The sequence below is a fragment of the Vibrio thalassae genome (genome assembly GCF_900089835.1).
In the GTDB taxonomy this organism is placed as follows: Bacteria; Pseudomonadota; Gammaproteobacteria; order Enterobacterales; family Vibrionaceae; genus Vibrio; species Vibrio thalassae.
The window spans coordinates 399,217-420,778 of record NZ_OANU01000002.1 but is presented as its reverse complement, the minus strand read 5'-3'; the positions used below and the strand labels follow the sequence as shown (position 1 = coordinate 420,778).

Genomic DNA, 21,562 nt, shown 5'->3' with positions numbered 1-21,562 from the left:
CTTTTATGAAAAAGATTTGGCTCGGCGCTTTGTCGCTGATCTTTCTATACGGTTGCAGTAGTTATGAATCGTCAAATCAAGCCAGTAGCGCTTTACCTAAAGGGGTAACGCTAATTGAAGAAACAAAAGCGGACCCAAACAAGGTCATGATCCCTTATTCGAAGTATCGCTTAGATAACGGTTTAACCGTCATTTTAGCACCAGATGACTCCGACCCATTGGTGCATGTGGATGTTACCTATCATGTAGGCTCGGCACGCGAAGAAGTAGGAAAATCCGGCTTTGCGCATTTCTTTGAACATATGATGTTTCAAGGCTCAGAGCACGTTGGTGACCAGCAACATTTTAAGATCATTACCGAAGCTGGTGGGACTTTAAACGGTACAACGACTCGCGATCGAACCAATTATTTTGAAACGGTTCCTTCTAACCAATTAGAGAAGATGCTGTGGTTAGAGGCGGATCGTATGGGTTTTTTACTCGGAGCGGTCTCTCAGAAAAAATTTGAAATTCAGCGTGATACGGTTAAAAACGAACGTGCTCAAAACTACGACAACCGCCCTTATGGGCTGATTTGGGAGAAAATGGGTGAAGCCATGTTCCCAGAGGGACACCCATACTCTTGGCAGCCAATTGGCTACGTTGAAGATCTTGATCGTGTTGACGTGAATGATCTCAAAGCGTTCTTCCTACGCTGGTACGGACCAAACAATGCGGTGCTGACTATTGGTGGTGACATCGACAAAGCGCAAACATTGGCATGGGTAGAAAAATATTTTGGCTCTATCCCCAAAGGTCCTGAAGTCGATAAAGCACCGAAACAGCCAGCTGTGCTGCCCAATGATCGTTATGTCACATTAGAAGATCGCATTCGTCAGCCGATGGTCGTCATTGGTTGGCCTACGACAAGCTATCGAGGCGCAAAAGACCAAGCTGTACTTGAAGCAATGGCTGATGCCATTGGTGGTGGCACCAATAGTTTGCTGTATCAGAAGTTGATCAAAACGCAAAAGGCGCTCGATGCTGGAGCATTCAATGATTGTAATGAGTTGGCTTGTAACTTTTACGTGTACGCCATGGGCGCTTCTACAGATAAAGATGGCCTAAAAACACTATACAATGAGTTGCTAGCAGCGTTGAATGAGTTTGAAAAACAAGGCATCAGCGAAGAAAGACTGAAACAGATCACAGGCCTTTCCGAGTCTGGAGCCGTGTTTGCGCTACAAAGTGTCAAGGGTAAAGTCTCGCAGTTAGCTTCGAACGAAACCTTCTTTGGTCAGCCCGATCGTTTAGAGCAGCAATTGCAGCAAATACGTGCAGTGACTCCAAAGGATGTGGCGACTGCCTATGACACCTTCATTAATGGTAAGCATAAAGTCACGCTAAGTGTGGTGCCGAAAGGTCGCAAGGATATGGCAGTCGAACCAGATAACTTTGTGACACCGCCGAGAACGCTACCTAATTACAGTAAAATCACAGAAGAAGAATTGGTGTTACGACGACCTGTTGACAGCTTTGATCGCAGTGTGATGCCGAAAGTCGCACAAGGGGTGAAAGCCAAGATGCCAGAGCTGTATAGTTTACAGTTTGATAATGGTAGTGAACTGCTAGGCACTGAGACGCGAGAAACGCCAACGGTGGAGATTCACTTCCAGTTACCCGCTGGCGATCGCTACGTTGCGGAGGGCAAAGAAGGCTTAGCGGGACTGACCGCTTCTATGATGGAAGAAGGAACCACCACACGCAGTGTGGAAGAGCTGCAAGCAGAGCTTGACCGCTTGGGTAGCCGAATCGGATTTAGTGCTGGTGCGTACACAACTCGCGTCTCCGTGTCAGCATTATCGAAAAACCTGCCTGAGACCTTAACGCTGCTCGAAGATACCCTGTTTCATCCGGCAATGAAGCAGCAAGATTTTGACCGATTAAAAGCACAAACGTTAGAAGGCTTGGTGTATCAACATCAAAAACCAAGTTGGATGGCATCACAAGCGACAAGGGAAGTGTTATTTGGCGACTCAGTATTTGGTCGCTCATCTGATGGTACTGAAGCATCGATTGCTTCAATTACGCTTGATGACGTGAAGCGCTTTTATCGTAAACATTACACACCACAAGGTGCACAAATCGTAGTGGTTGGTGACATCTCCCCAAAACAGATCAAGAAGCAACTGGCCTTTTGGCAATCTTGGAAAGGCGAAGCTGCACCCTTGATTCGTCCGGAAGCCGTAGCGCCTATAACGGGTCAACACATATTCTTGGTAGACAAACCAGCAGCGCCGCAAAGTATTGTGCGTTTGGTGCGTCGAGGATTGCCGTTTGATGCAACGGGTGAGCTGTATTTAAGTCGATTGGCTAACTTTAATCTGGCGGGCAACTTTAATAGTCGTATCAATCAAAATTTACGAGAGGATAAAGGCTACACGTACGGCGCGAGCGGTTATTTCGCAAGTAACCGTGAAGTTGGGGCGATAGTCTTTAGTGCTCAAGTGAGAGCAAATGCTACGATTCCTTCGATTGAAGAGTTGCTCAAAGAGCTAAAAAACTACAGCAAAAATGGCATGACTGATGACGAGTTGGAGTTTATGCGTCTTGCGGTAGGACAACAAGATGCATTGACATACGAAACGCCAAGTCAAAAAGCCAGTTTGTTATCGTCAATTTTAACCTATAGTTTGGATAAGGATTACCTTAAGCAGCGTAATGACATCGTTGAGTCGGTAGATAAAACGACACTCGATAAGTTGGCTGCTAAGTGGTTTGATCCAAGCCAATATCAAATCATAGTTGTGGGAGACGCGAAGAGTCTAAAACCGCAACTTGAGAAACTGAATATTCCAATTGAAGAACTTGAAATCACGCAATAGAGTGACCATATAGAAGGGATGGGGAACGGCAGCACCTGTTGATTCAATAACATAGCTTACGTCGTATCCCCAGCTCTCAACTGGAATAACAAACTATAAGCGAATCGCATTGTGACTAAATTTGCTGCGCGACTGGATCAAGTTGCTAAAGACCAAGCCATTTTCAAACAGTTTGGACGAGGTGTGGAAAGAGAAACGTTGCGTTATACCGACGATGGTCGCCTAGCGACAACACCACATCCAAAGGCACTAGGCTCAGCCCTAACGAACCAATACATTACGACGGATTTCTCCGAGTCACTACTGGAATTTATCACACCAGTTTCTCGTGATGTTGATACGCTGATTCATCAGTTATCCGATATCCATCATTTTACTCAGGCCAAAATAGGTAACGAGAAATTGTGGCCATTATCAATGCCTTGCTATGTAGGTGATGAAGATGATATCGCGTTAGCTCAGTACGGTAGTTCAAACTCTGGACGGATGAAGACACTTTATCGTCAAGGGCTAAAGCATCGTTATGGCAGCTTAATGCAGATCATTTCAGGTGTGCACTTTAACTTCTCATTTCCTGAGTCATTTTGGGATGCGCTATTTGGCGAACAAGATGAAAAAGCACGTCAGGATGCGAAGTCAGAAGCCTATTTCGGTCTTATTCGCAACTATTACCGTTTTGGTTGGTTAATCCCATACTTCTTTGGTGCGTCCCCTGCAATTTGTTCGTCGTTCCTGCAAGGGAAAGAGACCAAACTGCCATTTGAGAAAGTAGGCGGTACGCTGTATTTACCCAAAGCAACGTCGCTTAGATTGAGTGATTTGGGTTATACCAATAGTGCTCAGAGTGCACTAAAGATTGGTTTCAACGGCCTTGAGCAATATCTTGAAGGATTAAATCAAGCAATCCATACCCCTTCTGAGGACTTCGCGAAAATTGGTGTCAAAGTGGACGGTGAGTATCGTCAACTTAACGACTATGTTTTACAGATTGAAAATGAACTGTATGCACCTATTCGTCCTAAACGTGTCGCTAAAAGTGGCGAAAAGCCATCGGAAGCATTATCACGTGGTGGGGTCGAATACATCGAAGTTCGTTCTCTGGATGTTAACCCATTTAGCCCGATTGGTATCACCGCTGATCAGATTCGTTTCTTAGACTTGTTCTTAACTTGGTGTGCTCTTAAAGACTCTGAGCCGATGGACAATTGTGAGCTTGAGTGCTGGCGTGAAAACTGGAACAAGGTGATTATTGAAGGCCGCCAGGTTGGTCTTGAGCTGAAAATAGGCTGTGATGGTGAAGTGCTTGATAGCCAGTCATGGGTAAAACGTGTGTTTATGGATCTTAGGGAGATCGCTAAACATATGGATGCCGCTCATGGTGGAAATGAGTACCAAAGTGTTTGCGACACCTTGGAGGCTTGGAATGAAAATCCTGAGCTATCCATTTCAGGCCGCATACTGGAAAAAACGAAAGCATTAGGTGGGTTAGGAAAAGTAGGGTGCGAGCTCGGTAAAGAGTATCGTCAGAAGAACGTAGACCACCAATATCAAGCGTATTCGTCCGATTTTATGGAAACTGAGGTCATTCGTTCCGTTGAGGTGCAAAAAGTGATTGAAGCATCGGATAAGGAAAGCTTTGATGATTTCCTAACCCATTATTTTGCTTACCTCACCCCAGAACGTATGCCGGCGATGAACAAGTAAGTGAGGTTGCACCATACGGTGTAGCCACTTACAATCGAGCCACTAATCACTTACTCACTGCGTTAGCGGTGAGTAACGCTAAGGAGAATGAATTATGCCACTACTGGATAGCTTTACGGTAGACCACACAAAAATGCACGCACCAGCAGTACGTGTCGCGAAAACAATGCAAACCCCTAAAGGCGACACCATCACGGTATTTGACCTACGTTTTACGGCGCCAAACAAAGATATCCTTTCTGAGAAAGGCATCCACACACTTGAGCATCTTTACGCAGGCTTTATGCGTGCTCACTTGAATGGCGATGCAGTGGAAATCATCGATATTTCCCCGATGGGTTGCCGCACCGGTTTTTACATGAGCTTGATTGGTACGCCTTCAGAGCAGCAAGTGGCGGATGCGTGGTTAAGCGCGATGCAAGATGTGCTGAAAGTAGAAAGCCAGAACAAGATTCCTGAGCTGAATGAGTATCAGTGTGGTACGGCGGCTATGCACTCGTTAGAAGAAGCAAAAGCGATTGCTGAAGCGATTATTGCGGCGGGTATTCAAGTAAACAAAAACGACGAACTGGCTCTGCCAGAGTCAATGCTTCAAGAATTGAAAGTCGATTAATTCACTGTCTAATCAATGACCTTAATAGGTTGAGTAGACATCATCGATTAAAAGGATGACTCTTTGGTCATCCTTTTTTGTTACTGAGCTTAAGCCCACTGAGTTTCAAACCAGCTTTCTAAAATCACTACTGCTGACTGACAGTCGATATTACCCTTTGACAAAGCTTTATAGCCGCCCATCTCAAACAGTTCTGCGCGCGCTTCCGCGGTGGATAGACGTTCATCGTGCAGCTCTACTTGAAGTCCAAATCGACCATGAATTCGATTAGCAAACTTTTTCGCTCGTGCAGTAATGTCTTCCAGAGCTTTGCCATGTAGGTCAGTAGGCAAACCAACAACGATCAGGTCGGGTTGCCATTCTTTAAGCATAGCTTCAATATCATCCCAGTTTGGAATGCCATCTTTGGCCTTGAAGGCTTTCAGTGGACTGGCAGTGCCAGTGACTTCTTGGCCAATGGCGCTACCAATACTCTTGGTTCCAAAATCGAAGGCGATAATGGTTCTGGATGTCATAGTGTCTTGTCTCTTACGTCGTGCTGTAAAGGGGTTAGGCATGCCCAACTTGTGTGGATAACTGGGCAATATCGATGCCAAGCATAGCAATGGCGGTACTCCATCTTTCTTCAACTGGAGTGTTGAAGATAATGCTAGGGTCAGCTTCGATCGTTAACCAAGAGTTTTCAGCCAACTCTGATTCAAGTTGACCAGCACTCCATCCAGAGTAGCCTAGAGCAACTAGATAGTTATCCGGTTGGGCATCAGTACCCAGCACCGCCAAAATATCTTTTGATGTCGTAACAGAAACCTTATCAGTGATCTGTATGCTTGACTGATATTTATCTTTGGGGTTATGGAGGATAAAGCCTCGATCTTCAGAAACCGGGCCACCATTTAGTACCGCTTGATCGAGACTTTTACTGTAAGTGGTTTGAGAGGCAATGGGTAACTCAACCTGCACTTGCTTAAGCATATTGGCAACGGTGACATCAATAGGGGTATTGATCATAATCCCCATTGCGCCTTCTTCATTATGTTCACATACATAAATAACGCTGCGCTGAAAGTAGGGGTCTTGCATCCCCGGCATAGCGACAAGAAAATGGTTGGCTAGGTTCATCATGGCCTCTCCCACAGTTACTTCCCTAAACGGCGCTCGATGGCATCCATCAGCTTACCAGTAATAGAGATGTCAAAGGCTGCCTCAATCTCACGAATGCAAGTTGGGCTGGTGACATTGATTTCAGTTAGTTTGTCGCCAATCACATCCAGACCTACCAATATTAGGCCTTTCTCTTTTAAAGTTGGAGCAACGGCTTCGGCTATTTGCTTATCCGTCTCACTCAAGGGACGAGCTTCACCACGCCCCCCTGCAGCCAGGTTACCACGCGTTTCGCCTTTTGCCGGAATGCGAGCTAAGCAATATGGCATAGGCTCTCCATCGACAACGAGAATGCGTTTGTCACCATTGCTGATGTCAGGAACAAAGGTTTGTGCCATGGCATAGTTTTGGCCGTGATTGGTTAACGTTTCAATTATGACTGACACGTTAGGGTCGTCTTGCTTAACGCGGAAAATGGAGGCACCGCCCATACCATCGAGTGGTTTAAGAATGATATCACCGTGCTGGTCACGGAACTGCTTAATCTTTTCGGCTTTACGAGTCACAATCGTTGTTGGCGTTAGTTCAGGGAACCAAGCGGTGAATAGCTTCTCGTTACAATCACGTAGGCTTTGTGGTTTGTTAACGATTAATGTGCCTTTCTCTTCGGCGCGCTCAAGGATGTATGTCGCGTAGATATATTCTGTATCAAACGGCGGATCCTTACGCATCAAAACCACCTCCAGTTCTGACAGCTCAATCGTTTGTTCAGAAGTGAATTCATACCAACCATTTGGGTCTTCTTTCAGCGTCACAATCTTGGTATCGGCAACGGCCGTGCCTTGATCCAAATGTAGATCGTTCATTTCCATATAGTGGATTTCGTAACCACGACGTTGGGCTTCCAACATCATCGCAAAGCTAGAATCTTTTTTGATGTTGATGGACGAAATTGGATCCATCACGATACCGAGTTTGAGCATTATTTTTCTCCCGTTAACCTAAATCGCCAAAGCGTACTTGCAGTGCAGTAATGGCGGTTAATGCTGCCGTTTCTGTTCGCAAAACACGAGGACCAAGCAGGGTTTCTTCGAATTGATATTGTTCTGTCATTTCAATTTCTTGCGCTGACAAGCCACCTTCTGGACCAATAAGCAGGCGAACTTTAGTCACAGGTTCAGGCAAGGTATTGATTGAGTATTTCGCTCTTGGGTGCAGATTGAGCTTAAGGGCTTCTGAGGGCTCGGCACACCATTGCTCTAGTGACATAATGGGTCGAATTTCAGGTATGGTGTTACGTCCGCATTGTTCACAAGCACTGATAGCAATTTTCTGCCATTGCTGCAGTTTCTTTTCAAAGCGTTTCGCATCGAGTTTAACGCCACAGCGCTCTGAGATAAGCGGGGTGATCGTATTAACGCCTAACTCAACCGATTTTTGAATCGTGAACTCCATTTTATCGCCGCGAGACACAACTTGGCCTAAATGCAGGTCCAAAGGCGATTCTATACTGGCAGAGACTTTCTCCAGTACTTCGACATCCACATTCTTTTTGCCAATCTGCGTAATGGTGGCTGGAAACTCATGGCCCGAGCCATCAAACAATAGCACTTCTTGACCTTCTTTCATGCGCAATACGCGGCCTAAATGGCCTGCGGCATCTTCACTTAGTGTAAGAGACCCTAAAGCGTGAATTGGTTCAGGGTGATAGATACGAGGTATACGCATAAAAACTTCCAAAGAACAAAACTGTATAGAGGTATAAGATGGATGCCCGCCCTTAAAATTACAAGGGCTGGCGTAGCGATTTAACTAGGATTTTTACAGGCTTCCGCCACAAATGGGTTGTCGTTACCTTGGATGCGCTTGATGCGTTCGTTGCGAGTGCACTCCCAAGCATCGACTGGGTAGGTTTTATTCCAGGCCTGCATGAGTTGCGTTTGCTGTTTAGAGAGCTTAAATCCGTACTCTTTACTCATATATAAGTAGGTGCGAGCGATGGAGCCTTTCGCTCTGTCTGGCGGCATAACCTTGCGCTGTTTGAAATTAACTTGCATGTCACAACGTCCATAACTGACGCCATCCATACCATTCCACTGTGAGAAATTGTAATTAGAACGGTCGCCATTGACTTCACCGATAGCCGGAGTGAGGTTGTGGAGGTCTGCTTCCATCAATTTGAAAGCGTTGTCGTTTCTGGTGCAGTTTTTACGACCGCCTTCCTGCCAACACTGGCGCTGGTGGCCAAATTGCCATGCGGGTACGACATGTTCCCACTCGATACGACTTGCGCGTTTTTGCTGTTTGCGTACTTGGTAACCACAAGATGATAGATCAGGAATACCTTTCTTCCCTTGCCACTGAATGTTGCACCCACAGTAAAAACTAATAGGGTGATCCGCATAGATTTTAACGGCTTCTTTCTTGGCTTTACTAAAGCTACTAGGTGGGGCACTGAGTGCTGAAAATGAGATTAAGCTAACAAGTAGGGCTACAGCAAAAGAGAGATAACGGTACATTACAAGTCTTTAAAAAGGTTGAGATAACCTAGTTTAACTCGCAAAAATTACTCGATCTACAGATAGATCTATAGATTATTAAGGGTAAACCTAAACTTAGCTGAGCTGTTTGCCGGTGAATTCAATTTGGCTGCCACATTTTCGGCACCGATAACTCGCTTGCTGACGCATTACTTTGTTATGTCGTCTTATGGAAACGGAGAAAGTGTCACACTGGCAGCGATATTCGAAGGTACGACCCTGAACAGATTGGACGTTCATCGAATGTGTGGTCTTGGGGGCTAACGAAAAGACTTGGCTCATGAGCATTTGCCATTCAGCTCCGTGAGGACGCACTCTGCCGAAGCAGGCAAACGTAATGAGGTGAGCGACCTCATGGGGAATCACCTCGCTGATAAAAGCTTGTTGGTTCTCGGCAAATAGTACTGGGTTTAAACGTATTTCCCATGTTTGCAAATAGGCTTTACCAGCAGCTTTGCCACGAAGCTGATAATTGAGGGCTGGCATGGGAAAGTCTCGCTCAAAATAGCGACGGGCCAGTCCGATACATTGTGCTAGCTTTTTCGCCGCCAAGTAGTGTAGCTCTTCGGATGGAGATGACTTCATTTAACTCAATCATAAAATAACGCCCAAATGAGGGCGCTATTCTAGAGACATTGGTTGGGTTTGCAATATATTGCTCTTTGCCTTATGAATTATGTTTTTTCTTAATGGTTTCATGATAAGCGTGCCACGTACCATACCCAAGAATTGGCATGGTAATGATCATGCCAATGCCGTAGGTGGCGAAACCAATCAAGATGCCACCGCAGATAACCAACGCCCACACAATCATGGCGGGTATGTTCGACTTCACTGCATTAAAGCTGGTAAATACGGCCGTCATTACATCGACGCGTCTCTCCATCATGAGTGGAATCGAGAACGCTGAAATGCTGAAGATAATCGAAGCAATCACAGCGCCTACAACGCTACCCGTAATCAGAAATGGGGCAAAATCAGTCAAGGGTGCACCTTGAACAGAAGGATACAGAGCGTGGAGCAGAGCAGCGATTCTCATCCAGAAAATCATCGCGACAGCGAGCAGCACGGCAAAGGCCCATTGTGAGGTGGAGTTTCTGCCGATGGCTTTCATAGAATGGAATAAACTGGGTTTGTGTCCTTTTTCTCTTTCCCATGCTGCATCGTATAACCCGAGCGCCAAGAATGGCCCAATGAGCATATAGACGACGAGACTTGGCATGATAACCAAATGGGTTCCTTGCCACTGAACTAATAGCACAATGGCGACAGAGGCAGCAGTAAAGCACAAGCCGTAAAACGCACTAATGATGGGCATGCGAATAAGATCGTGCAACCCAAGTGCTAACCAGTGAAATGGTGCTGAGACACTGAGTTCGTTGCATGGAATAGTTTTAGCGTAATCTTGATCCCTGACTTCGTGTTTCTTGTGGAAGTCGTCGGTATTTACAGTTCGAGGCATATGTCCTCCCTGATTTGACAAACTGGCCTACGTTTCTCAGGGCATGGCGCTAACGATGCTGTTTTATGAAGCATGAACAAGCTTAGCAAAGCGTCGTTGTGTAGCGTCTTCCCCTCATAAGTGCTCTATTTACAGTACGAAACTCAGACCTAAAGGGTCTGGTTACAAGGGCACTTTTGATTAACTATTGACCGAGTTGTGAGAAAACACAATTTTCAAAAGGGTATAAATCGCGTGCTGCAAAAGATGGATTTAACAGTTATGTAACGAAGTAATTGAAATAGTTAGTAATAAAAACAAAAAAGCCTTCAAAAGATATTTTGAAGGCTTTTTTAGAGTATTAACTCAGGCCTGGCAGATTATAAACCAGCGAAGTCGCGCAGGATTGCTGCTTTATCTGTCGCTTCCCAAGGGAATTCTTCGCGACCGAAGTGACCGTATGCTGCAGTCTTCTTATAAATCGGCTGTAGCAGGTTTAGCATTTCTTGTAGACCGTATGGGCGTAGGTCGAAATGTTGACGCACTGCTTCTACGATGATGTCGTGAGATACTTTCTCAGTACCGAATGTTTCCACCATGATAGAAGTTGGATCAGCAACACCGATAGCGTAAGAAAGTTGGATTTCACAACGATCAGCCATACCCGCAGCGACAATGTTTTTCGCCACATAACGTGCTGCGTATGCTGCACTGCGATCTACTTTTGATGGATCTTTACCAGAGAATGCACCACCACCGTGACGAGCTGCGCCGCCGTAGGTGTCAACAATGATCTTACGACCAGTTAGACCACAGTCACCCATTGGGCCACCGATAACGAAACGACCGGTTGGGTTGATGAAGAAGTTAGTCTCTTTGTTGATCCACTCAGATGGTAGAACTGGCTTGATGATCTCTTCCATTACCGCTTCACGTAGATCTGGCGTAGAGATTGAATCACAGTGTTGAGTTGAAAGAACAACTGCATCGATACCAACGATCTTACCTTGATCGTATTGGAACGTTACTTGAGATTTAGCGTCTGGACGCAACCAAGGTAGCGTGCCGTTCTTACGTACTTCAGCTTGCTTTTGAACAAGACGGTGAGAGTAGGTAATAGGTGCTGGCATAAGAATTTCAGTTTCGTTAGTCGCGTAACCGAACATGATACCTTGGTCACCAGCGCCTTGCTCTTTAGGGTCAGCTTTATCAACGCCCTGGTTGATGTCAGGAGACTGCTTACCGATAGTATTAAGAACTGCACAAGAATTGGCATCGAAACCCATGTCAGAGTGAACGTAACCGATTTCACGAACGGTTTCACGAGTTAACTCTTCGATATCAACCCATGCTGAAGTAGTGATCTCACCACCTACCATCACCATGCCAGTCTTAACGTAAGTTTCACACGCAACGCGTGCTTTAGGGTCTTGTTCTAGAATTGCATCAAGTACCGCGTCTGAAATTTGGTCAGCGATTTTATCTGGATGGCCTTCTGATACAGATTCAGAAGTAAACAGGTGCTTAGCCATGAGAGCTCCAATTACATTTTTAAGCGAACCTATTGAGCCCGCTTATTGAAAAATCAACGATATATTGTAGGTGTATCTACATCTAGACGTCTATTCTAGTCATCGATGTGCGTTTAGCAAGCGATTTTTGTTTTTAACTTATAGCCAATCGTTTGCCCATTTTTGTTGAATAAACGTGTTTTGGTACCACATTATCGCAGTAAAAAGCCAAAAAATGACGGTAAAACGTTTGCAGAGACTATGGGGCTTTGCGACAATAGCGCCGCTGACTATTCGCTCAGCCTATGAAAAACTTGGAATTCGCTTAATGCACTCAGGAGCCTACATGTCTTCTCGTAAACAACTCGCTAATGCAATCCGCGCGCTAAGCATGGATGGTGTTCAACAAGCTAACTCAGGTCACCCAGGTGCGCCAATGGGTATGGCTGATATCGCTGAAGTTCTTTGGCGTTCTCATCTAAATCACAACCCATCAAACCCAGAGTGGGCTGATCGCGACCGTTTCGTACTTTCTAACGGCCATGGCTCTATGCTGATTTACTCTCTGCTTCACCTAAGCGGTTACGAGCTATCGATTGATGATTTGAAAAACTTCCGTCAACTGCACTCAAAAACACCAGGTCACCCAGAGTATGGCTATGCACCCGGTATCGAGACGACAACAGGTCCTCTAGGTCAAGGCATCACCAACGCAGTGGGTATGGCGATTGCTGAGAAATCTCTTGCAGCGCAATTTAACAAAGAAGGCCACGACATCGTAGACCACTTCACTTATGTGTTCATGGGTGATGGTTGCTTAATGGAAGGTATTTCTCACGAAGCGTGTTCTTTAGCAGGTACTCTAGGTCTTGGTAAGCTGATTGCTTTCTGGGATGACAACGGTATCTCTATCGACGGTGAAGTTGAAGGTTGGTTCTCTGACGATACGCCTAAGCGCTTCGAAGCGTACGGCTGGCACGTTATCCCAGCGGTAGACGGCCACGATGCAGACGCAATCAATGCTGCTATTGAAGCGGCAAAAGCGGATCCACGTCCAACACTTATTTGTACTAAAACCATCATCGGTTTTGGTTCTCCGAACAAAGCGGGTTCACACGATTGTCACGGTGCACCACTTGGTCACGACGAAATTGCAGCGGCACGCGAATTCCTAGGTTGGGAATACGGTCCATTCGAAATTCCAGCTGACATTAAAGCACAGTGGGATGCGAAAGAAGCGGGTAGTGCAAAAGAAGCGGCTTGGAACGAGAAGTTAGCGGCTTATGAAGCGGCATACCCAGAGCTAGCTGCAGAATTCAAGCGTCGTGTAAACGGTGAGCTTCCAGCTCAGTGGGAGCAAGAAGCAAGCAAGATCATCGCAGACCTTCAAGCTAACCCGGCAAACATTGCATCTCGTAAAGCGTCTCAAAACGCGCTTGAAGCGTTTGGTAAGATGCTTCCAGAATTCATGGGCGGCTCAGCTGACCTAGCGCCTTCTAACCTAACCATGTGGTCTGGTTCTAAGTCTCTAACCGCAGATGATGCGTCTGGTAACTACATTCACTACGGTGTACGCGAATTCGGTATGACGGCTATCATCAATGGTATCGCGCTACACGGTGGTTTTGTTCCTTACGGTGCTACATTCCTAATGTTTATGGAATACGCTCGTAACGCAATGCGTATGGCGGCACTAATGAAAGTGCAAAACATCCAAGTTTACACTCACGATTCTATTGGTCTGGGTGAAGATGGTCCGACGCACCAACCGGTTGAGCAAATTGCATCATTACGTGTGACGCCAAACATGAGCACATGGCGCCCATGTGACCAAGTTGAGTCTGCGGTGGCTTGGAAATACGCCATTGAGCGTAAAGACGGTCCGACCTCACTGATCTTCTCTCGTCAAAACCTAACGCAGCAAGAGCGTGATGCAGAGCAGTTAGCCAACGTTGCTAAGGGTGGTTACATCCTGAAAGACTGTGAAGGTACGCCAGAGCTGATTCTTATCGCAACAGGTTCTGAAGTTGAGCTAGCGACTAACGCTTATGCTGAATTAACGGCTGAAGGTAAAAAAGTACGCGTAGTGTCTCTTCCTTCTACTGACGTGTTTGACGCGCAAGATGCAGCATACCGCGAAGCGGTGCTTCCAGCGTCAGTGACTAAGCGTATCGCAGTTGAAGCAGGTATCGCGGATTACTGGTACAAGTATGTTGGCTTTGGTGGCAAGATCATCGGCATGACGACATTCGGTGAGTCTGCACCGGCAGATGAGCTATTCAAAATGTTTGGTTTCACAACTGAAAACGTTGTAAACACAGCAAAAGAACTGCTTGCTTAATTTGAGGTAACATTAAGTTACTTTGAACGATGAAAAGCCGAGCTCTACAGCTCGGCTTTTTAAATGACTATTCAAATTCACTACCTTTGTTGTCCAACTCGCGCCTGCCACAGGTTTGGCAGGTGACATAGCGGTCCATATCGTAGTAGTGCCCACCATTGATAAACGCATGCAGCAATAACTTAATTCGACCAAAGATCGTTGGATCGTTGTCATAGCGACTTGGCTTACGTATCAAGACTTCGTTATGAATAGTTTCTTTGTTACATGATTGGCAGTAATACTGACCAGTAAACATAAGGGCACCTCCTGTGTAGTGAAATCGAGGTCGTTAAATGGTATGCGAGAAGCCTCTTCAATCATGGTAGCAGAGTGAATTCTTAGCGATGACGTGTTTGGGAGACTTGCCTCGCAACTGTTAATGCGAAATGACAGTTGATCGGTTACTATGCACACCACCATAACGTGAACTAAGGATGTAGTGCGATGTTAAAAGTGGCTATTAATGGCTTTGGTCGCATTGGACGAAATGTACTTCGAGCAATTTATGAAAGCGGCAAGAACGATAAAATACAAGTCGTCGCAGTCAACGAACTTGCTCAACCTGAAGCAATGGCTCATTTGCTTCAGTATGACACCAGTCATGGTCGGTTTGCCAAAAAGGTTTCCCATGACCAAGAGCATTTATATATCAATCATTGCGACGGTAAGTTTGATACGATTCGCATTCTACATTCTGCAGACATCAGCTTACTACCATGGCGCAACTTAGATGTAGACATTGTCCTTGATTGCACAGGGGTCTTCGGCAGTCGCGCAGATGGTCTCGAGCACATTGCAGCTGGTGCCAAAAAAGTTCTATTTTCACACCCCGGTTCGCATGACTTGGATAACACCATTATTTATGGTGTGAATCATGACTCACTGACGCAACAGCAGTTGATCGTGTCTAATGGTTCTTGTACCACCAATTGTATTGTTCCTATCATTCAAGCGTTAGATGAAGCGTTCGGGATCGACTCCGGTACGATTACCACTATCCACTCAGCAATGAATGATCAACAAGTGATTGATGCCTACCACAGTGACTTACGAAGAACGCGCGCGGCGAGCCACTCCATTATTCCGGTTGATACTAAGTTACATAAAGGTATTGAACGTATCTTTCCGAAATTTTATAACAAATTTGAAGCAATTTCTGTCAGAGTGCCAACAATTAACGTTACCGCTATGGATTTAAGTGTAACTATAAATACGAATGTGAAAGTTAATGACGTAAATCAAGTCATTATTAACGCATCTCGGTGTACATTAGACGGCATTGTTGACTATACTGAAGCACCGCTAGTTTCAATCGACTTTAACCACGATCCACACAGTGCCATTGTTGACGGGACACAGACCCGAGTGAGCGATGGTCGTTTGGTCAAAATGTTAGTCTGGTGTGACAACGAGTGGGGCTTTGCTAATCGTATGTTAGACACTGCTTTAGCAATGCAGGCGTCCAAGTAGTATCAAGGGCGCAATTTGGGAAAATATTAATTTTGAAGCTTGAAATTAATATCGTTAAGCCCAATATAAGTAAGCAGTTGATGAATTTCAAAACTTGGCAAGAAGCCGGGTTTTCAAAAACTTTATTTATTTTTTAGTTGAGAGGACTAAACATGTCTGTAATCAAGATGACTGACCTGGAACTAGCAGGTAAACGCGTATTTATCCGTGCGGATCTGAACGTACCTGTCAAAGACGGTAAAGTAACTTCTGACGCGCGTATCCTAGCGTCTCTACCAACCATCAAGCACTGCCTAGAAGCTGGCGCTAAAGTAATGGTAACGTCTCACCTAGGTCGTCCTACTGAAGGCGAGTACGCAGAAGAGTTCTCTCTACAACCTGTAGTTAACTACCTAAACGACGCGCTTGATTGCGAAGTTAAGCTAGCAAAAGATTACCTAGATGGCCTAGAGCTAAATACAGGTGAGCTAGTTGTTCTTGAAAACGTTCGTTTCAACAACGGAGAAAAGAAGAACGAAGAAGAGCTTTCTAAGAAATACGCTGCACTATGTGACGTATTCGTAATGGACGCATTCGGTACGGCTCACCGTGCTCAAGCTTCTACTCATGGTGTAGGTATGCACGCACCTGTAGCTTGTGCTGGTCCTCTACTTGCTAATGAACTAGAAGCGCTAGGCAAAGCAATGGACAAGCCTGCTCGTCCAATGGTTGCTATCGTAGGTGGTTCAAAAGTTTCAACTAAGCTAACGGTTCTTGAATCTCTATCTAAAATTGCTGACCAGCTTGTTGTTGGTGGTGGTATCGCAAACACGTTCATCGCAGCGGCGGGTCACAACGTAGGTAAGTCTCTATACGAAGCAGACCTAGTAGAGACTGCTAAGAAGCTAATGGATGAGTGTGCAATTCCAGTGGCAACGGATGTAGCTTGTGCAAAAGCATTCGATGAGAACGCAGAAGCAGAAATCAAACACGTTTCTGAAGTTCAAGACGACGACATGATTTTCGACCTAGGTCCAGACTCAACAGCGGAACTAGCGAAAATCCTAAAAGATGCTAAAACTATCCTGTGGAACGGCCCTGTAGGTGTATTCGAATTCAAGAACTTCGAAGCAGGTACTGAAGGCATTTCTAAAGCGATCGCTGAATCAGAAGGTTTCTCTGTAGCAGGTGGTGGTGACACGCTAGCAGCTATCGACAAGTTCGGTATCAAAGCTGACGTTTCTTACATCTCTACAGGTGGCGGTGCATTCCTTGAATTCGTTGAAGGTAAAGTACTACCAGCAGTAGCAATGCTAGAAGAGCGTGCGAAAGCATAATCAATCTTTTATAGAGCGGGCTGATTGGTCCGCTTTTATCTATGCTGCAATGGCGGATTAACTCTGATACAATGCCGCGCATTGTGAGCAAACGATTGCCAACTTTTATTTAAAACGACAGAAAATAGGACTTATTCCATGTCTAAGATCTTCGACTTCGTAAAACCAGGTGTTATCTCTGGCGATGACGTTCAAAAAGTATTTGAAGTTGCTAAAGAGAACAACTTCGCTCTTCCTGCAGTAAACGTAGTTAACACTGACTCTATCAACGGTGTTCTTGAAGCAGCAGCTAAAGTAAAAGCTCCAGTTGTTGTTCAGTTCTCTAACGGCGGTGCTGGCTTCTTCGCTGGTAAAGGCGTTAAGCTTGAAGGTCAAGGCGCACAAATCCTAGGTGCAGTTGCTGGTGCAAAATACGTTCACGCAGTTGCTGAGTCTTACGGTATTCCAGTAATTCTTCACACTGACCACGCGGCTAAGAAACTTCTACCTTGGATCGACGGTCTTCTAGATGCAGGTGAAGAGTTCTTCGCTCAAACTGGTAAGCCACTATTCTCTTCTCACATGATTGACCTTTCTGAAGAGTCTCTAGAAGAGAACATCGAAATCTCTGCTAAGTACCTAGAGCGCATGGCTAAAATGGGTATGACTCTTGAGATCGAACTTGGTTGTACTGGTGGTGAAGAAGACGGTGTAGATAACTCTCACATGGACGCATCTGAGCTATACACTTCTCCTGAAGATGTTGCATACGCATACGAGAAACTAAGTGCTATCAGCCCACGTTTCACTATCGCAGCTTCTTTCGGTAACGTACACGGTGTATACAAGCCAGGTAACGTTGTTCTAACTCCAACTATCCTACGTGACTCTCAAGCATACTGTGCAGAGAAGTTCGGTATTGCACCTAACGCTCTAAACTTCGTATTCCACGGTGGTTCTGGCTCTACTGAAGCAGAAATCCAAGAATCTATCGGCTACGGTGTTATCAAAATGAACATCGATACTGATACACAGTGGGCAACTTGGGACGGTATCCGTTCTTACGAAGCTGAGAACCATGATTACCTACAAGGTCAAATCGGTAACCCAACTGGTGAAGACGCGCCAAACAAGAAGTACTACGACCCACGCGTATGGCTACGTGCTGGTCAATCTTCAATGGTTGCACGTCTAGAGAAAGCATTTGCTGACCTAAACGCTATCGACGTACTATAAGATAAATCGCATAAGATTTAACTGATAGTAAGGTTAAAAAAGCCGCTCTTTAGAGCGGCTTTTTTTGTCACTAATGAAAATTATGTGATGGCGATTAAAAAACTGGCGTAAACGCATATGTTTGCGTTACCTTTTGTTAAGTAATGTGTATTGGTATTCATACTCTCAATACTTTTCGCCAGGCTCGCTTTTGCTAATAGTACAATGGTAATAGCTAAGGTTTGCTTCGCACTATTTATATTTTCAAGAGGTAAAACAATATGGCCAATGAGTCAGTTGAGATCCACGCACCTATCGTTGATGGATTTTCGAAAGCGGAGCAGTGGTTAACCAACAACTCCGATTTACTTGTCCAATACGGCGTAAATATCATTTCAGCTATTCTGATCCTGTTTATTGGTAACATCGTTGTAAAAGCGGTAGCGAATAGCGTTTCTAAGTTGCTGCGTAAGAAGAAAATGGATAAGGCCGTTGTTGAGTTTATCCACGGTATTGTTCGCTACACATTATTCGTTATTGTTTTAATCGCGGCATTAAGTCGAATCGGTGTTCAAACCGCGTCAGTGGTAGCGGTAATCGGTGCTGCTGGTTTAGCTATCGGTTTGGCGCTGCAAGGTTCACTCTCTAACTTTGCTGCAGGTGTCTTGATTGTGGGTTTTCGCCCATTCAAATCTGGCGACTATGTAGAGATTGGTGGAGTGGCAGGTTCAGTAGACTCGATTCAAATCTTCCAAACGATTCTTACTACGCCAGACAATAAAATGGTGGTAGTACCTAACTCGTCGGTTATTGGCTCGCCAATCACTAACTATTCTCGTCATGCGACCCGTCGTATTGACCATGTTATCGGTGTCTCTTACGGAGCCGATCTCAAGAAGACTCAAGAAGTGATTCGTAAAACTCTTGAAGCCGATGAGCGTATCTTAAAAGAACCAGGCACTACGATTGGTGTTGTTGCCCTTGCAGACTCTTCCGTGAACTTTGTTGTACGTCCTTGGGTTCGCACAGAGCAGTACTGGGATGTCTATTTTGATTCGCTTCAAGCGATTACAGAAGCACTGGATGCAGAAGGCATCGAAATTCCATTCCCGCAAATGGATGTGCATTTGAACAAAGTCGATAGCTAAACAGCGTTTAGTGTCGAAAAAGCACCAAGGTGAAGCACTATGCTTCACCTTTTTTTATGTCTATCTCTACGATGTGATTGGGGAGCCACGACAGTACTCGTTGTAAATCTGCGCCGGATAGGCCGAATGTCCATTCAGGCAGTCCTGGGGTGTATAAGACTTCCTGAGCTAACAACAGAGCCTTATCGACGACTATTGTTATCTCTTCTGGTAATCCGATAGGGCAGACCGCCCCTTGTACACAACCTATTTGCTCAATCATCTCTTCGTTGCTGCAAATGGACGTGCGCTTCCCAACCGCTTGTTTCAAAGCGGTTTTATCGAGTCGAGTATCTTTGTCGCTAAGAAACAGGACAAAGCCGCCCCCTTTCTTCTTCAAAAATAGACTTTTACTATGCACGCCAGTCCACCCTAGCTCTTTGGCAATGCGCTCATCGGTGGCAAAGTCGAGAATAGGCTCGTGTTGCCATTGGTTAAATGAAATAGCATGCTCTTCGAGTAGGGCAACATTGGTCAAGTATATCTGCTGAGTATTATCCATCGTTAAGCCATGAGTCCTTTCATCAACAGTATGGCGATAGTAAACATCATTGCAGCTACTGCCAAGTCGATGCCTTTTTTCACTTTTGGCTTAGACAAGGTAGGCCCAAGCTTTGCAGCACCCAGTGATAGGGAATAAAACCAAACAAATGACGCGAGTACAGTACCAATAGCAAAAGCAATACGATCGTTTCCTTCAAACTGTCCGCCAATAGAGCCAAGAATCACTACGGTATCTAAGTAGAGGTGCGGATTTAAAACGGTCACTGCTAATGCGCCAAGAACCACAGTGCGGCGACCGCGAGCTAAGACCTCACCTGAAGATTCTTGAGCAGATGGTGTCTTAAAGGCACTTTTTAGAGAGAGCAAGCCGTAACCCGTTAGAAATGTAATTCCACCCAGCGTCACGCCGGTCAGTAGCAGTTCATTTTGTGACAAGATGGCCCCACCACCGAAAATGCCTAAAGAGATAAACGTCATATCAAGCAGGCTACACACAGTGGCTGTAGTTAGGTGATGATTACGTTTAATTCCCTGATTTAAAACGTAGGCATTCTGAGCGCCAATTGGGATAATCATTGTCGCACCCAATCCGAAACCTTGAAGAAGCACCCAAAAATTCACTTTAATTTCCTCACCACTGTACAAAAGAGAGCGAGAGAATAATGATTGGTTTATTATTAGCATAGTTAATAATATTAATGCTAAATAAGTCATGCTTATGATGTGTGATTTGTAATCAAAACGGTGAAAAAGAGGACGATTTATGCGCGGATTAGATTACAAATGGATTGAAGCGTTGGACGCTATCGTCGAACAGCGCAGCTTTGATAAAGCAGCAGAACATCTGTACATTTCTCAGTCTGCCGTTTCTCAGCGAGTAAAGCAATTAGAGAAATGGCTCGCTCAGCCGGTACTGGTTAGAGAGCAACCACCAAGACCGACCGCCGTCGGGAAAAAATTGTTAGGGTTATATCGTCGAGTTCGGCTACTTGAACAAGAATTAGTACCAGAGCTTGCGGCTGATCTCAGTGATAAACCTCTTTCGGTATCGTTAGCCACCAACGCTGATAGTCTTGCAACCTGGTTGTTGCCAAGTCTATTTCCGCTGCTAGAAGCAAAGCGAGTTGAGCTTAACCTGATTGTGGATGACGAAGGGCGAACTATTGAAAAACTCAAAAATGGTGAAGTGGTCGGTGCGATAAGTTTGGAATCACAATCTATCTCAGGTTGTGTCGCTGACTATTTAGGCCGAGTGGATTACTTATGTGTGGCAAGCCCAAGTTTTATCAAACGATACTTTAGTCAAGGTGTGAACCGAGAAAGCTTAATCAAAGCCCCCGCAGTCGCCTTTGATCAACATGATAAGATGCACCAACGCTTTGTTAATCAACATTTTAACATTATGCCAGACAGCATACTCAAACATACGGTACGTAGCTCCGAAGCATTCGTGAAGCTTGCTGTTGCTGGTGTTGCTTATTGTTTAATCCCTAAGTTACAGATTCAAGATGAGTTGGCCTCAGGCGAGCTAATAGAGCTTACGCCAAATATATTGTTGTCCCACCAAATCTATTGGCATCATTGGCAGCTTGAAAGTGGGGTACTTGGTGAGGTCTCTGACGCCATTATCCGCCATGCGAGACAGTATCTCCCTCAATAACAGAACGTCAGTTTTCTGTCAGTGTTTGCTTTTTAGGGAACCTATATTCTCAACTTATGCCTAATCTTGAGTAT

20 protein-coding genes are annotated in these 21,562 nt (G+C 45.2%); 9 read left to right on the top strand and 11 right to left on the bottom strand.

Going from position 1 to position 21,562, the window contains the following annotated elements; translation table 11 throughout:
• Positions 1-5: 5 nt before the first annotated feature.
• From VTH8203_RS01880 to luxS, 3 genes are all read left to right on the top strand, one after another.
• Positions 6-2,864, top strand: coding sequence for a M16 family metallopeptidase (locus tag VTH8203_RS01880; protein ID WP_096992110.1), 2,859 nt, complete (start codon positions 6-8; stop codon positions 2,862-2,864).
• A 111-nt stretch (positions 2,865-2,975) separates the two neighbouring features.
• The gene (gene gshA, locus VTH8203_RS01875; protein ID WP_096992109.1) at positions 2,976-4,568 is read left to right on the top strand and encodes a glutamate--cysteine ligase; all 1,593 of its coding nucleotides are present in this window, start codon (positions 2,976-2,978) and stop codon (positions 4,566-4,568) included.
• Between the two features lie 94 nt (positions 4,569-4,662).
• On the top strand, positions 4,663-5,181 hold the full coding sequence (luxS, locus tag VTH8203_RS01870) for an S-ribosylhomocysteine lyase (protein ID WP_031493706.1): 519 nt from the start codon (positions 4,663-4,665) through the stop codon (positions 5,179-5,181).
• Positions 5,182-5,270: 89 nt separating this feature from the next.
• Here luxS and ruvX read toward each other — a convergent pair whose 3' ends face one another.
• The 8 genes from ruvX to metK all read right to left on the bottom strand — a co-directional run bounded on the left by ruvX (position 5,271) and on the right by metK (position 11,795).
• Positions 5,271-5,696 carry a Holliday junction resolvase RuvX gene (ruvX, locus tag VTH8203_RS01865; protein ID WP_096992108.1) on the bottom strand — a complete coding sequence of 142 codons (426 nt, stop codon included), beginning with the start codon at positions 5,694-5,696 and terminating at the stop codon, positions 5,271-5,273.
• Positions 5,697-5,730: 34 nt separating this feature from the next.
• The gene (locus VTH8203_RS01860; RefSeq protein ID WP_096992184.1) at positions 5,731-6,300 is read right to left on the bottom strand and encodes a YqgE/AlgH family protein; all 570 of its coding nucleotides are present in this window, start codon (positions 6,298-6,300) and stop codon (positions 5,731-5,733) included.
• 17 nt (positions 6,301-6,317) lie between these two features.
• A complete protein-coding gene (gene gshB / locus VTH8203_RS01855; RefSeq protein WP_096992107.1) occupies positions 6,318-7,265 on the bottom strand; it encodes a glutathione synthase in 948 nt (315 codons plus the stop codon).
• Positions 7,266-7,278: 13 nt separating this feature from the next.
• Entirely contained in the window at positions 7,279-8,010 is a 732-nt protein-coding gene (gene rsmE / locus VTH8203_RS01850) for a 16S rRNA (uracil(1498)-N(3))-methyltransferase (protein WP_096992106.1), read from the bottom strand.
• Between the two features lie 80 nt (positions 8,011-8,090).
• On the bottom strand, positions 8,091-8,801 hold the full coding sequence (gene endA / locus VTH8203_RS01845) for a deoxyribonuclease I (RefSeq protein ID WP_096992105.1): 711 nt from the start codon (positions 8,799-8,801) through the stop codon (positions 8,091-8,093).
• A 96-nt stretch (positions 8,802-8,897) separates the two neighbouring features.
• Positions 8,898-9,407, bottom strand: coding sequence for a SprT family zinc-dependent metalloprotease (locus VTH8203_RS01840; protein WP_096992104.1), 510 nt, complete (start codon positions 9,405-9,407; stop codon positions 8,898-8,900).
• 82 nt (positions 9,408-9,489) lie between these two features.
• A complete protein-coding gene (locus VTH8203_RS01835) occupies positions 9,490-10,284 on the bottom strand; it encodes a DUF2189 domain-containing protein (protein WP_096992103.1) in 795 nt (264 codons plus the stop codon).
• Between the two features lie 359 nt (positions 10,285-10,643).
• Positions 10,644-11,795 (bottom strand): methionine adenosyltransferase, encoded by a 1,152-nt coding sequence (gene metK / locus VTH8203_RS01830; protein ID WP_096992102.1) that lies wholly within the window; start codon positions 11,793-11,795, stop codon positions 10,644-10,646.
• A 307-nt stretch (positions 11,796-12,102) separates the two neighbouring features.
• On the opposite strand from metK, the gene tkt reads away from it, so the two are divergent.
• Complete coding sequence (gene tkt / locus VTH8203_RS01825) at positions 12,103-14,115, top strand: transketolase (protein ID WP_158296041.1); 2,013 nt, start codon at positions 12,103-12,105, stop codon at positions 14,113-14,115.
• Between the two features lie 67 nt (positions 14,116-14,182).
• Here the strand turns inward: tkt and VTH8203_RS01820 are convergent, their stop codons facing one another.
• Positions 14,183-14,413 (bottom strand): hypothetical protein, encoded by a 231-nt coding sequence (locus VTH8203_RS01820; protein ID WP_096992101.1) that lies wholly within the window; start codon positions 14,411-14,413, stop codon positions 14,183-14,185.
• Between the two features lie 188 nt (positions 14,414-14,601).
• Here VTH8203_RS01820 and epd point away from each other — a divergent pair, with 188 nt between their 5' ends.
• The 4 genes from epd (at position 14,602) to VTH8203_RS01800 (ending at position 19,285) form a co-directional block, all read left to right on the top strand.
• Positions 14,602-15,627, top strand: coding sequence for an erythrose-4-phosphate dehydrogenase (gene epd, locus VTH8203_RS01815; protein ID WP_096992100.1), 1,026 nt, complete (start codon positions 14,602-14,604; stop codon positions 15,625-15,627).
• Between the two features lie 152 nt (positions 15,628-15,779).
• Positions 15,780-16,943 (top strand): phosphoglycerate kinase, encoded by a 1,164-nt coding sequence (locus VTH8203_RS01810; RefSeq protein WP_096992099.1) that lies wholly within the window; start codon positions 15,780-15,782, stop codon positions 16,941-16,943.
• A gap of 138 nt (positions 16,944-17,081) precedes the next feature.
• Complete coding sequence (gene fbaA, locus VTH8203_RS01805; protein WP_096992098.1) at positions 17,082-18,158, top strand: class II fructose-bisphosphate aldolase; 1,077 nt, start codon at positions 17,082-17,084, stop codon at positions 18,156-18,158.
• A gap of 260 nt (positions 18,159-18,418) precedes the next feature.
• On the top strand, positions 18,419-19,285 hold the full coding sequence (locus VTH8203_RS01800) for a mechanosensitive ion channel domain-containing protein (RefSeq protein WP_096992097.1): 867 nt from the start codon (positions 18,419-18,421) through the stop codon (positions 19,283-19,285).
• A gap of 37 nt (positions 19,286-19,322) precedes the next feature.
• On the opposite strand, the gene VTH8203_RS01795 is transcribed toward VTH8203_RS01800, so the two are convergent.
• Together VTH8203_RS01795 and VTH8203_RS01790 are read right to left on the bottom strand one after the other, a co-directional pair.
• Positions 19,323-19,826, bottom strand: a complete 504-nt coding sequence (locus tag VTH8203_RS01795; protein ID WP_096992096.1) for a YbaK/EbsC family protein — start codon at positions 19,824-19,826, stop codon at positions 19,323-19,325.
• 2 nt (positions 19,827-19,828) lie between these two features.
• A complete protein-coding gene (locus VTH8203_RS01790; protein ID WP_096992095.1) occupies positions 19,829-20,449 on the bottom strand; it encodes a LysE/ArgO family amino acid transporter in 621 nt (206 codons plus the stop codon).
• A gap of 142 nt (positions 20,450-20,591) precedes the next feature.
• Between VTH8203_RS01790 and VTH8203_RS01785 the strand changes: the two genes are divergently transcribed.
• The gene (locus tag VTH8203_RS01785) at positions 20,592-21,488 is read left to right on the top strand and encodes a LysR family transcriptional regulator ArgP (protein WP_096992094.1); all 897 of its coding nucleotides are present in this window, start codon (positions 20,592-20,594) and stop codon (positions 21,486-21,488) included.
• Positions 21,489-21,562 lie beyond the last annotated feature (74 nt).

Bases quoted from the DNA above. Each gene is read 5' to 3' on its own strand.
- VTH8203_RS01880 (WP_096992110.1), top strand. From the start codon at position 6: ATGAAAAAGATTTGGCTCGGCGCTTTGTCGCTGATCTTTCTATACGGT.
- luxS (WP_031493706.1), top strand. From the start codon at position 4,663: ATGCCACTACTGGATAGCTTTACGGTAGACCACACAAAAATGCACGCA.
- ruvX (WP_096992108.1), bottom strand. From the start codon at position 5,696: ATGACATCCAGAACCATTATCGCCTTCGATTTTGGAACCAAGAGTATT.
- VTH8203_RS01860 (WP_096992184.1), bottom strand. From the start codon at position 6,300: ATGAACCTAGCCAACCATTTTCTTGTCGCTATGCCGGGGATGCAAGAC.
- gshB (WP_096992107.1), bottom strand. From the start codon at position 7,265: ATGCTCAAACTCGGTATCGTGATGGATCCAATTTCGTCCATCAACATC.
- rsmE (WP_096992106.1), bottom strand. From the start codon at position 8,010: ATGCGTATACCTCGTATCTATCACCCTGAACCAATTCACGCTTTAGGG.
- endA (WP_096992105.1), bottom strand. From the start codon at position 8,801: ATGTACCGTTATCTCTCTTTTGCTGTAGCCCTACTTGTTAGCTTAATC.
- VTH8203_RS01840 (WP_096992104.1), bottom strand. From the start codon at position 9,407: ATGAAGTCATCTCCATCCGAAGAGCTACACTACTTGGCGGCGAAAAAG.
- VTH8203_RS01835 (WP_096992103.1), bottom strand. From the start codon at position 10,284: ATGCCTCGAACTGTAAATACCGACGACTTCCACAAGAAACACGAAGTC.
- metK (WP_096992102.1), bottom strand. From the start codon at position 11,795: ATGGCTAAGCACCTGTTTACTTCTGAATCTGTATCAGAAGGCCATCCA.
- tkt (WP_158296041.1), top strand. From the start codon at position 12,103: ATGCACTCAGGAGCCTACATGTCTTCTCGTAAACAACTCGCTAATGCA.
- VTH8203_RS01820 (WP_096992101.1), bottom strand. From the start codon at position 14,413: ATGTTTACTGGTCAGTATTACTGCCAATCATGTAACAAAGAAACTATT.
- epd (WP_096992100.1), top strand. From the start codon at position 14,602: ATGTTAAAAGTGGCTATTAATGGCTTTGGTCGCATTGGACGAAATGTA.
- VTH8203_RS01810 (WP_096992099.1), top strand. From the start codon at position 15,780: ATGTCTGTAATCAAGATGACTGACCTGGAACTAGCAGGTAAACGCGTA.
- fbaA (WP_096992098.1), top strand. From the start codon at position 17,082: ATGTCTAAGATCTTCGACTTCGTAAAACCAGGTGTTATCTCTGGCGAT.
- VTH8203_RS01800 (WP_096992097.1), top strand. From the start codon at position 18,419: ATGGCCAATGAGTCAGTTGAGATCCACGCACCTATCGTTGATGGATTT.
- VTH8203_RS01795 (WP_096992096.1), bottom strand. From the start codon at position 19,826: ATGGATAATACTCAGCAGATATACTTGACCAATGTTGCCCTACTCGAA.
- VTH8203_RS01785 (WP_096992094.1), top strand. From the start codon at position 20,592: ATGCGCGGATTAGATTACAAATGGATTGAAGCGTTGGACGCTATCGTC.